Source organism: Sphingomonas sp. CROZ-RG-20F-R02-07 (genome assembly GCF_022662335.1).
Classification (GTDB): Bacteria; Pseudomonadota; Alphaproteobacteria; order Sphingomonadales; family Sphingomonadaceae; genus Sphingomonas.
The window spans coordinates 1-11,963 of record NZ_JAKNQJ010000028.1 but is presented as its reverse complement, the minus strand read 5'-3'; the positions used below and the strand labels follow the sequence as shown (position 1 = coordinate 11,963).

The window sequence follows — 11,963 nt, the reverse complement described above, 5'->3', positions numbered from 1 at the left end:
CTAAGAGGTGCTCGGCACCCGGATTCCAGCTGGTGACCTTGCCGTCGAGGTCGATCGAGATGATCGCAAAGTCGGTGGCGCCGTCGAGCACCAAGCGGGCGATCCGATCGCTGTGCGGTCGGGGATGCTGGGGAGGGGTATCACGCATATGAACCAGCCTATGACGAAATCAGGGAACAGCCAGGAGCCAACGAGCGAGAACGATCGATTCTCCAATCGGTTACAAGCTCATTGGTCCTCCTTGTTCCCTCCGAACGATTTCGGCATGAAACCGCCATGCTGACGAAGCCTCGATACCGCTCCCTCATCCCGCTGATCATCGGCTTCTCGCTGCTGGCGATCACCGTGTTGGGCACGCTGTGGCTGGTCGGTCGACAGGAAGTCGCGGTGGGATGGGTCCAACACACCGAGGAAGTGCAAAAGCGGCTAGCGACGATCCAGTCGCGGCTTCAGGAAGCTGAGAGTGGTCAGCGAGGATTCCTGCTGACTGGGCAGACGGCCTATCTGGAGCCTTATGATACGAGTCTCGCCGGGCTGGGCGTCGAGTTCTCAGGACTAGCGCATGCCGTGGCGGACAACCCCAGCCAAGGCGAACGCCTGGTTCGCCTTCGCGCAATGACGAACCGCCGTCAGGACCTGATGCGTGTCACGATCGAGGCCTATCGCAACGGCAACCCGGCTCACGCGCTCGCGCTCGTGCGAACCGGGCAAGGCAAACAGCTGATGGATGGCATCCGAGCTGGGATCGCGGCGATGAGTGCCGAGGAGCAACGGCTGCTAATTGAGCGTGAGGCTGCAGCGCATCGTCAGGCGTCGCTCGTCAAGGTGGGATTGCTCGCCAGCGGGTTGGCGATCCTACTGTTGGCGTTGATCGCAATCCGCGACGCCGGAGGGCGCTTGCGCGACGCCATCACGAGTCGCGACGCCCTGGAAGCGGCAAACGCCCGCCTCACCCAGGAAATGGGGGAGCGCAAGGCGGCCGAGCAGCAAGTGCGTCAGATGCAGAAGATGGAGAGCATTGGCCAGCTCACCGGCGGTATCGCGCACGACTTCAACAACATGCTAGCCATCGTCATCGGCTCGCTCGATCTCGCCCGCCTCCGTTTCACCTCAGATCCCGACAAGGCGAAGTCCTGCATGGACAACGCGAGCGAAGGGGCGCGACGCGCGGCGCAGCTGACCGCTCGGCTGCTTGCTTTCTCGCGCCAGCAACCGCTGGAGCCCCGTGCCGTCGATGCCAACAAACTGGTCGGAGGGATGTCGGAACTGTTGCGGCGGACGATCGGCGAGCACATCGCAATCGAAACGGTGCTGGCAGGCGGCCTTTGGCCGGCCTTTATCGATACCGGACAGCTGGAAAACGCCGTTCTCAACCTATGCGTCAACGCCCGTGACGCGATGCCCGATGGCGGCAAACTGACGATCGAGACCAACAACACTCATCTCGACGAGCGCTATGCCGCGGCGCATGACGAGGTCGAGCCAGGTCAATATGTCGTGCTCTGTATTACCGATACCGGAACCGGGATGCCGCCGCATGTGATCGAGCGCGCGTTCGATCCGTTCTACACTACCAAAGGGGTGGGTAAGGGCACCGGGCTTGGCCTCAGCCAGGTGTTCGGGTTCGTTAAGCAGTCGGGCGGCCACGTCAAAATCTACTCCGAGCCCGATCAGGGCACGACGGTCAAGCTGTACGTACCACGCTATCTCGGCTCGGCCACGACCGCAGCGCAGGACGAAGCTGCCGCTAGCCCGCTACCGCGTGCCCAGAAAGACGAGATCGTCCTCGTGGTCGAGGACGACGAGCGGGTGCGCCACATGTCGGTCGATGCGCTGCGCACGCTCGGCTACACGGTCGTTCAGGCGTCCGACGGCACCCAGGCATTGGCCGTTTTGGCGATTCAGCCGCGCGTCGACCTGTTGTTCACCGATATCGTGATGCCCGCCATGAATGGTCGCGAGCTTGCCGATCGTGCGCGCAAACAGCAACCAAGTCTGCGGGTGCTATTCACGACCGGCTATACCCGCAACGCCGTCGTCCACAACGGCGTGCTCGACCCGGGCGTCGCGTTCATTTCAAAGCCATTTGGGATCGACCAGCTTGCCGTGAAAGTGCGGCAGGTTCTTGACGGGCAGGGGATTAATCGCAGCTAGGGCTACATCGATCCCGAGCGCGCTGGCGGTCGGCTGCAGGAGAGCTTGCGCGAGCAGCGATCGTCAGAAAATTGATGTGACCTGTGCCGGCGCGGGCATCGCTCGACGATTGCCGGTTCAGCCGATTTGGCGACCTGAAAGCCAGCCGCCGGCGGCTGGCCTCTTCTTTCCGGTAGCTGGACGCCGCTTATCTGGTCCTACTTCTATTGGACGAAGATCATCGCCGCCGCCGCCGAGGCCATCACGGCGGTCGCAGTCCAGCCGAAGAACCGGAGGCTCCGGGATGCGGTGAACTTGCCCATGGCACTGTGCCGCGAAACAACCACCATCATTGCCACCATGATGGGCACCGCCACCACGCCGTTGACCACCGCACTCCAGAACAGCGCCTTGATGGGATCGAGCGGCGACCAATCGATCGCGATCCCGAGAAGCGTGGCGAGCGCGATGACCGAGTAGAACCCAACCGCCTCCCACGGCCGCTCGTCCAGTCCGCATTTCCAGCCCCGCGTTTCGCCGATGGCATAGGCAGCGGATTCCGCCAACACGGGGACTGCGAGCAATCCCGTGCCGATAATTCCGAGGCTGAACAGCACGAATGCGAACTTTCCGGCGAGCGGCTCCAGCGCCTTGGCGGCGTCTGCCGCCGTGTCGATCGACACCTTGCCTGCAGCGTGCAGCGTTGCCGCGGTCCCAATCATAATCGCAAGCGCAACGAGGTTCGATACCGCCATGCCGAAGAAGGTGTCGAGCCGCATACGGCTGAAAGCCGCCCGCGCCTGCGACGGCGCCTTGGTCAGCGGCCTAGCTTTAGGATCCAGCGCTACTTGCTCCATCTCCTGCGCGCTCTGCCAAAAGAACAGATATGGGCTGATCGTCGTCCCAAACACGGCGACGATCGTCACCACCGCTGTCTCTCCGGCGATTTCTGGCACTACCATGCCTCTCAGCGCGGCAGCCCAGTCGACCCGGACGATGAAAACCAGCGCCACATAAGCCAGGAGAGTCAACGTCAGCCACTTCAGCATTCCGGCATAGCGCCGGTATGGCAGGAACATTTGTAGTAAGAGCGAGGCAATCGCGAAGGCGACGGTAAAAAGGTGTGCGCTGCCGCCTGTTGCGAGTTCGGCCGCGCTGCCCATGGCGGCCAAGTCAGCGCCGATGTTGATCGTATTGGCGACGAACAGGAGCACGACCAGCCCCGTCACCAATGGGCGCCACAGCAGGTCACCCATATTCTTGGCCAGCCCGCACCCCGTAACCCTGCCAATATGCGCGCTGGCCAGCTGCACCGCGGTCATTAGTGGATAGGTCAGGATCATGGTCCACAGTAGGCCGAACCCGAATTGCGCACCCGCCTGGCTGTAAGTGGCGATCCCACTCGGGTCGTCGTCGGCGGCGCCTGTAACGAGGCCGGGGCCGAGCTGCTCGAACAGCGCGACCGAGCGCAACCGCATTCCAATCCTCATACGCGCTCCTATATGGCTCCCGTTCGCACGATGGACGATGCCATTCCAGCGTTTCGCATGAGCTCAGGAGTGCTGCTGCCCGCCCGATGAAAAAACAGGGTCCGCCTGGCGTGGCGATCGTCAGTCGATGACGCGCCAATCGAATAAGGCTCAGCGCTGCCGATTTTGCCGGAGCGATCATGCCGCTTCACGGATCTTGTCCTCGGGCTCGGCCGAGACGTCCAGCCCCGTCGCGCGGAGCAGATAGCTGGCGGCCGCCTCGGCCTTGGCGGCAGCGGTCATGATCACGCGGCTGTCCTTGCGGAGCACCTTCAACCACGAGCCGATATAGGCGGCGTGGTCGTCGAGATGCGAAGTGGGAAGTCCTAGATCCGCACCAAGCAGCGCGGAGGTCATCTCGGCGCACAGTTCCTCGAAAGCGTAGGCGTCGTCGCCGAAACGCTTGCCGAACTCGCGATCGAGCCGATCGGGGTGGCCGCTCCAGTGGCCCGCCTCGTGGGCGAGCGTCGATGCGAAGAAGGCGCGCGAAGAGAACAGCTCGACAGGGGGCATGGTGATGCTGTCGGCGATGCGGTCGTAAAACGCACGATCGCCGCGCATGTGAACGGTCGCGGGCAGCGCATTGATGAAGCGCTGCGCGCGGTCGGGGAGGGCATCAGCCGGGGGCACGATGTTGACCGGGCTCGGGTAGTAGTCAGGAGACAGCCCATCGATCTGGTCGCAGTTGAACACGGCGTAGGAGCGCAGCACGCGGCGCATCTCGTCGGTCGTGTCGCCGGTGACGACGGATTCGACGGTCTTGCTGTAGGATTTGTAGAAGATCGCGATCTGCGAGCGCTCGCCCTCGCGGACCTGGCCGCCAAGGGTCTGCGCCTGTTTGTAGGTCATCCAGGTGCGCGAGTTGTAGCCCGCGCCCTCGGCGCACAGCCACAGCCAGAAGCAGTTGATGCCTTTGTAGGGGTCGCCGGTCGCGCGCAGCGGGCGACCGCCCAGGCCGGGGCGCCACGGCTTGACCCAAGGGCGTACGCCCGATTCCAGCTTGTCGATGATCGTGTTGGTGATGATGTCGGCAGGCGACAGCTTGTCGGTGGTCTGTGCCACGATCGTTCTCCTGATTGGGTTGAGGCGAACCCGCGTCAGCTTCCTCCCCCTCTGGAAAGGCGGTGTCGGGTTACAAAAAGAGGGGCGACACTCCGCGAAGAGTGCCGCCCCCAGTCGCCTCGAAATGTGCAAGCCGGCGTCAGGCCGCTTGGCTGAAATCCTCCTCGTCATCGTGATCGATCGGTGCATCGTCACCCCCGTCGAGGTCGCCTTCTTCGTCCTCGTCGGGATCGATGCCGGTCTCGTCGTCGGTGAAGCTGGAGCGCAGCGCGGTGCGCGCCGCCTTTTCGATGCCGTCGAAGCGCATGGCTTCCGGCAACCAGGCCGTCGCCTTCTCGCGGATCTCAGCCTCGACGATACCCTGGCCGTTGCACAGCGAGGCACAGGTGCCGGCAAGGTCGCCCTTCTTGGCGTCCTTGTAGCGGCCGCGCAGGATCGGGCCTCCAATCTCCTCGAGCGCGTCGAGCATGACGGTCTTCTTAACCCGGCCGAAGAAGTTCTCGGCGGTCGGGCGCCACCAATTCTCGGCCTGAATGTCCAGGAGGCGACCGAGATGGTCGTGGAAGCCGTTTCTGCGATAGCCGTCGGCGACGTTGAGCGTCGGTTCGAGCGTGCGCGCGATCGAGAACGCGACCCACGCGCCTCGTGCTTCGTCATCGAGCGCCCGGAAGGCGTCGAAGCGGGCGGTCATGGTCGGTAGACCCGCCCAGCTCGTGTCGAGCTTCTGGCGCTGATCGTCGATCGTTTGCGAAGCCATCGATCCCTCGTCGCGGAAGGCGAAGATCGGGAAGGCTGCGGCGCTCGACTTCAGGGTCGAGTGGTTGGGGATGTGAGCCTGCTCGAAGACCACGTTCTGCGCCATCAGGAAGATGGTGAGGTCGAGTGCCATCGCCGGGTCGCTGGCGATGTGAGCGACGAGGATCTGGCGGCGCTGCGTCGCCAGTTCATCGATCAACGTAGCGCTGAGCTTCGGACCCTGCTCGCCGTCGCCGTCGCCGGCGTCGCCGTTTGCAGCGCCCGTCTCCTTGGGCGGAGCGTTCGGATCCACGACCGGCTTTTCGCTGAAGAGGCGGGTGTGGACGCGGGGTTCACCGTCACCGCCGATATAGACGAACGTGCCGATCTGCGCTTTCAGCGCCGGATCGATCTCGTGACGAGCGTCTTCGATGGTCTCCAGCTCGCGCTCGATCGCCTCGATACGCGCGTTCGCTGCCTCGGCCTCGGTACTGCCGTCGGGCAGTTCCTGCTCGAGCTGGTCGATCAGCGTGTCGTTCTCGGCCGACAGGACTTCGACACGCGCGGTCTCGTCCTCGGTGAGGGCGCGGGCAGGGGCGTGAAACTCGTGCAGCTGGCGCTCGAGGTCGTAGGGGACGTGCGTCGCCGCGATCGGCGTGACGAACGCCAGGCCCTGGTCTCGCGCCAGTTCGGCCGCTGCGGCTTCGAGCTTCGAGGCGGCGAGCGTCTCGATCAGGTCAACGTCGATCCAGTTCTCATCGCCTTGCGTGGCGAACAGGTCGCCCTCGATGCGGCCGCCTGCGGCGACATAGGCTTCGCGACCGACGAAACGGGCCTTGGCGTCGTTCGCCTTGACCGTGCCGTTGAGGATGGCGCGCCGGATGTTGTCCGGGTTGTCGCCATAGTAGGACGTGCTCATCTGAGCGAACACGCGGGCCTGGCGGTCGACGTCGGTGGTGACGGCGTAAGCCTGCGCAACACCGAGCGTGATCTCGCCGGCTGCGAGCGCCTCGAACACGGCAGGAGCCAGCTCGGCAAGGCGCGCGCGCTGCTCGACGAACCGGGTGGTCACGCCCTGACGCTTGGCGACGTCCTCGGCGGTCATGCCCTTCTGGATCAGGAAGTTGAACGCGCTGCACTCGTCGGCCGGATTCATCGGCACGCGCTGGAAGTTCTCGGCGAGACTTGCCTCGATCGCGTTGTCGTCGTCGCTGAGCACAAGGACGGGAACGGTGTGGTCAGCGGGGAGGGTGCCCTGCTCGATCAGGAGCTGGAGCGCGCGCAAGCGGCGACCGCCCGCCTTGACGGTGAACGTACCCGCCTTCTTGAGCGGGGTGACGATCAAGTTCTGCAACAGCCCCTGGGCGGCGATATTGGCGGCGAGGGTGTCGATCCCGGCGTCGCGGTTGGATTTGCGCACATTGTCCTTCGACAGCGACAGGTTCTTGACCTTCACGGACTGGATCATCGGTCGTACTCCATCTGGAATAAGCGCGCCGTTGTCCGACGGTCGCGCGAGCCTGGTCCTCCAAGCTCACAAAGCCGAAGGCTCCCTCCCCTCCCTTTGCGGGGCGGAAAGAGAGCCCGGTGTCGGTCAGGCGGTGATGCGGTCGATCACGGTCGCGGCCGTCGCGACGGGGACGAACATCCGCGTCTTATGTTGGATGATCTCGGTGAAGCATCCGGCCGCCTTCAGCTCGGCAAGCCGCGTGTGCGGCCAATCGAGCAGTTCGAGGCGCTGCTGGCCCGCGACCAGGCTGCGCTTCAGCCGGTACGCGCCCACGGCCGCGATCTCGCCGCTTGTGATGACGTGCTTGGCGGTCTCTGCTCCCGACACGGTGATAGTCGCGGCGATGCCGAAGGCGTCCGCGAGCTTGGAGACTAACGGGGCAGGGACGATGCGGCCGAGGAAGGACTCGCCGTCGTCGGTGTTGAGACGCCAGACCTGGACGTGATCGTCGGGCAGGCGGTCCCAGACGGGGAGGAGCAGGCCGGTGACGAGGTAGAGGGTGTTGGTGCGAGTCTTGCCCGACATCTCCTCGACCTCGGCCTGCCACAGCGCGGCAAACTCGTCTTCGCTCGCCTCCTCCCACATCGTCTCGACGAGAAGATCCTGCCGCATCCGCTCGCTGCGGGTGGGGCGAACCAGCTCGTAGCGGCGCACGATCTCGCCATCATCGTCGGTCAGCGAATAGGTGCTGCACCGGATCGCCGCCTTGCCCGACTTCCGGTTCACCATCGGCCGTGCATCGTCGCCGAGGATCCTGAGCGCGCGATCGAGCGCGAGCGGCTTGTAGCGTTCCTCGGTTTCGAGCCGGAGGATCTCGGTCTCGGCGCCGCTGGTCTGGTCGCGCCGGATGACGGTGCGGTCGAGGATCGTGATCCGCTCGGCGTTGATGCTCTCGACGCCAAGATCGAGCGTGCCGGCTTCCTTGGCCGCCTCGATGCGCGCCTCGATCAGGCCGAGATACTCGTCGAAGATCGCGTTCTGGAGCGCAATGCGCAGCGCCAGGATGCGATTGAGCCAGCGCTGGATGGGCGGCAGGTCTTCCTTGAGACCGCCTCCTTCTCCCTCCAGCTCGAGGCCGGTGAGCTTCTGAAATTGGTCGAGCGTGGTCGAGCGCAGTTTGCCATCGGCGAGCAGCCGGAACCACTGTTCCAGGGATTCCTTGGCATAGTCGCTTTCAAGGTTGTCGCGCGGATCGAATAAGCCCTGTCCGCCCGTCTGCCGCTGGCCGCGCGTCAGCGCGCCAAGGCTGTCGAGCCGGCGCGCGATCGTCGAGATGAAGCGACGTTCGCCGCGGCAGTCGGTCGACACAGGCCGGAACAGCGGGGCGGTCGCCTGATGCGTGCGGTGCGTGCGGCCGAGCCCTTGGATGGCAGCGTCAGCGCGCCAACCGGGCTCGAGGAGATAGTGGTTGCGACGCGTCTGGTTCTCGCAACGGAGGCTCGCATGGTAGCTGCGGCCGGTGCCGCCAGCATCCGAGAAGATCAGGATCTTCTTGGCACCCCGCATGAAGGCGTCCGTCTCGGCGAGGTTGGTGCGGGGGCTGCGGCTTTCGACGCGCTGGCGGCCGTGGGCGTCCATGATGACGCGCCGGCTGCGTCCCGTCACCTCGGCGACCGCATCGGTGCCGAAACGCCCAATGATGTGATCGAGCGCGGACCCGACGATTGGCAGAGCGCAGAGCTGCTCGAGGAGGTTGTGGCGCATCTCAAGCGCCTCCTGGCTGAACACAGGTCGGCCGTCCTCGTCCGACATCGGTTCGGAGCGGGTCTTACCGGTATCGTCGACGAAAGTCTTCATCTGGCGGACCGGGAACGCGGCGGTCAGATACGACATGACGAACTCGCGCGGGGAAAGCTCGATGTCGAGATTGGCGCTTTCCTCAACCGTCAGCGCCGCAAGCGCCCGGTTGAGCATCGCCTCGCTGGTGGAGACGAGCTGGATCACGACGCTCTCGCCGCGAGCGAGATCGGCTCGGATCGCGGGAACGAGCGAGGGCAGCTTCATGCCGATCAGGAGTTGGCAGAAGAAGCGCTGCTTGGTGGACTCGAAGATCGACAGCGCGGCCGCCTTGGCGCCGCTGTTGTAGGTGTCGTTCGAGAAGCTATCCGTTACGCGGGTCGCGTCCAGCGCCGCGCGAAGGTTACTGTGGATGATCGCCCACGCATCGGCATAGGCGTCATAGACCTCGATCTGGTCGATGGTCAGCTTGTGTTCGAGGATGTCATATTCGACGCCGGCGAAGCTCAACGCACGCGAGACGTAGAGCCCCTGCATTTTCAGGTCGCGCGCGATCAGCTCCAGCGCGGCGATCCCGCCCCGGCGCAAGGAGTCGACGAAGGTTCGGCGATCGGCGAAGGCCGTGCCCGGACCCCAGAGGCCAAGCCGCGTGGCATAGGCCAGATTGTTGACGTCGGACGCGCCGGTCGCGGACACGTAGAGGACACGGGCACGGGGCAGGAGGTTCTGCAGCCGGACGCCGGCAATGCCCTGGTCGGAGCCGTCCTTGGTGCCGAAGCGGCCTTCGCCGCCTGCGACACCGGCCATCTCATGCGCCTCGTCGAACACGACCATGCCGTCATAATCGTCACCAACCCATTCGAGGATCTGCTGGAGCCGGGTACCCTTTTCGCCGCGATTGGAGCGCAGCGTCGCATAGGTGAGGAAGAGGATGCCTTCGCCGGCGCCGATGGCGGTGCCGAGTTTCCACTGGTTGAGATGCTGGATGTCGAGCGCGAGACCGCCCACGGCGGTCCAGTCGCGGCGTGCGTCCTCGAGCAGCGTCTCGGTCTTCGAGATCCAGATGTGCTTACGGCGACCGCGCAGCCATTGATCCAGGATGATCGCGGCGACCTGGCGGCCCTTGCCGGCGCCGGTGCCGTCACCCAGGAAGAAGCCAGTCCGGTAGTGACGGCCGTGCTCGGATGGTGCGACGGAGAGTCCCTCCTCTACGGGCGTGAACAGGCCGGGGATGTCGCGCTCGAAGGCGTCGCCGGCATAGATCAGCGTCTCGAGTTGCGCGTCCGAGAGCGTCTTCGCGTCGACGACGGCTTGCGGAAGCGTGGGGACATAGATCGGCTGCGGCGCCGTGATCGAGCCCATGGCAATCGATTCCACCAAAGCTGTCGGATGCGCGGACGCGCAGGGGATGGCGATGCGGCTTGGCCGATAGGGCAGGTACACGCCGACGGCTTCGCCGGTTGGCAGCGGTTCGGCGAACACGGTGTAGTCGATCGGCGTCGCTGCCTGCGGTAGCGCGGCCTTTGCCGTGGGAGCGCTCAGGCGCGGTTTGCTCGCGAGGCTGCCAAGCAGCGAGCTGCGCCCGCTGGGGCGGGTGAGCAGGGAGGACGCGGGCGTGACGGGCACGATCGCCGGCACGGGCGTACGAGCGGTGATGGCCGCGAGGGCCTCGGCGAGGGTGGCGCAGCGGATCAGCTCGGCAGACGTGCCGGTCCCCTTCTCCAGTACCATTATCTTCACGGTCTGGCTGGTGCCGTGCTTGGCATAAGCGTTCGCCGGCAATTCGAGGTGCAGCGTCAGTATGGAGCCCTCGGTCGCTTTGACCCAGGCGCGGCTGGACGTGTCGACGCGATTGGGCAGGATGGCAGCGCAGCGGCCTCCGGCACCAAGACGCATCAAGGCGGCGCGGAGATGCCGGAACGCGGCCAGCGGGTCGGCATGGCGGCCGATGCTGCGCGAGAAGGGCGGGTTGATAAGGACGGCCGTGGGCCGGATGGTTGGTTCGAGAAGATCGTGGATCAGCTCGCCGTCGTGGCGTGTGACCGCGACGCCCGGGAAGGCGGCGCTAAGCATCTCGGCGCGGGCCGGATCGATCTCGTTGAGGACCAGGCGGGCACCAACGCGCTGCGCGAACGCTGCGAGGAGGCCGGTGCCGGCAGAGGGCTCGAGGACCAGATCCGTGGCCGCGATCCTGCCAGCGAGCGCAGCGAGGTAGGCAATCGGGGCAGGGGTGGAGAATTGCTGAAGTTCGATCTGCTCTTCACTGCGGACCGTGTGGGTCGGCAGACTAGCGACCAGCTCCGTGAGCGCAGCAACGCAAGCGCCGGGATCAGCGGGAAGATCCGCTTTGGCGAGGTACATGACCTCGGCGAGTTCGAGCATGTCGTAAGCGTCGCGCAGCGACCAGCGCCCATCGGCGGAAGATCCGCCATGAGCCTGCTCCATCACCCACAGCAGCGTCTCGCGCTGAAGCGATCCATTCCTGGCAATGGTGTCAGCAACCGCCTTGGCGGCGATGATCGAGGGTTCGGTGAAATCGAGTTCGAGAGCTGCGGCTGAAGTGCGCATCGAGGGCCTCCGGTTTATCGCCCGGTGGTCATCACCGGATCAACAAGCCGAAGGCTCCCTCTCCTCTGTGAAGCTTATTTATGCGTCGAGGTTATCTCAAACGAAGAAAGGGCTTCGTCCGGTAGTTCCTCGCCCGGTTGCAGCGGAAGCGCGCCGGTCGCCGCGTCGATCGCCGCCTGCAGGTGACAGGCGGTGATGGGGCTGTATCCTCCATCCTTGTCGAGCAAGGCGAGCGCCATCCTCATGAGAGCGACGGGTGGGGGACTGGGCGTCATACTTCAGATCCTTGCGGAAGATGCCACCTGTTGCGGTTAGCGAAGCTGTAGTGCGACTAAGTACGTAAAGTTCCCTAGATGGGGCAAGTCGAATTAGACTCGGATTGGATCGGGTTGACCGTTTCCAATTAACTGCTGAGGGTTAAGTAATTATACTGGCGAGCGAAGCTCAGCCGCGTTGTCACGTGCCGCCTTCAGCAGCGGCGCATCATAGCCCGCCAGATGCTCCAGATAGGTTGCGGGAAGCGGCTTCATGGTCGTGGGTCCATGGTACTGGTGTCGCCGTATTCGGCCTCGATCGACGCAGCGAGCGCTGCGAGGTGAGTGGGATCCTCAATGGCGCTCATCTCCGGATCGTCCGCTAGGGCGTCGAAGAAATCGCCCAGTTGCGGCGCGCGCCGCATAGCGGCGCAT

Annotated in this window: 7 protein-coding genes; 2 read left to right on the top strand and 5 right to left on the bottom strand. The window is 64.7% G+C overall.

The genetic code is table 11. The features are described 5' to 3' along the window. Positions 1–276: 276 nt before the first annotated feature. A complete protein-coding gene (locus tag L8H00_RS18145) occupies positions 277–2,154 on the top strand; it encodes a CHASE3 domain-containing protein (RefSeq protein WP_242098710.1) in 1,878 nt (625 codons plus the stop codon). A 203-nt stretch (positions 2,155–2,357) separates the two neighbouring features. Here L8H00_RS18145 and L8H00_RS18140 read toward each other — a convergent pair whose 3' ends face one another. The 4 genes from L8H00_RS18140 to L8H00_RS18125 form a co-directional block, all read right to left on the bottom strand. Further along, entirely contained in the window at positions 2,358–3,611 is a 1,254-nt protein-coding gene (locus tag L8H00_RS18140; protein ID WP_242098709.1) for a divalent metal cation transporter, read from the bottom strand. Positions 3,612–3,800: 189 nt separating this feature from the next. Beyond that, positions 3,801–4,724, bottom strand: coding sequence for a zincin-like metallopeptidase domain-containing protein (locus L8H00_RS18135; protein WP_242098708.1), 924 nt, complete (start codon positions 4,722–4,724; stop codon positions 3,801–3,803). Between the two features lie 139 nt (positions 4,725–4,863). Beyond that, on the bottom strand, positions 4,864–6,927 hold the full coding sequence (locus L8H00_RS18130; RefSeq protein WP_242098707.1) for a ParB/RepB/Spo0J family partition protein: 2,064 nt from the start codon (positions 6,925–6,927) through the stop codon (positions 4,864–4,866). Positions 6,928–7,053: 126 nt separating this feature from the next. Then, positions 7,054–11,088 (bottom strand): strawberry notch-like NTP hydrolase domain-containing protein, encoded by a 4,035-nt coding sequence (locus tag L8H00_RS18125; protein ID WP_347340753.1) that lies wholly within the window; start codon positions 11,086–11,088, stop codon positions 7,054–7,056. A 48-nt stretch (positions 11,089–11,136) separates the two neighbouring features. Here L8H00_RS18125 and L8H00_RS18905 point away from each other — a divergent pair, with 48 nt between their 5' ends. Then, positions 11,137–11,265, top strand: a complete 129-nt coding sequence (locus L8H00_RS18905; protein ID WP_277924567.1) for a hypothetical protein — start codon at positions 11,137–11,139, stop codon at positions 11,263–11,265. Positions 11,266–11,348: 83 nt separating this feature from the next. Here L8H00_RS18905 and L8H00_RS18120 read toward each other — a convergent pair whose 3' ends face one another. Beyond that, positions 11,349–11,549, bottom strand: coding sequence for a hypothetical protein (locus L8H00_RS18120; protein ID WP_242098706.1), 201 nt, complete (start codon positions 11,547–11,549; stop codon positions 11,349–11,351). Positions 11,550–11,963 lie beyond the last annotated feature (414 nt).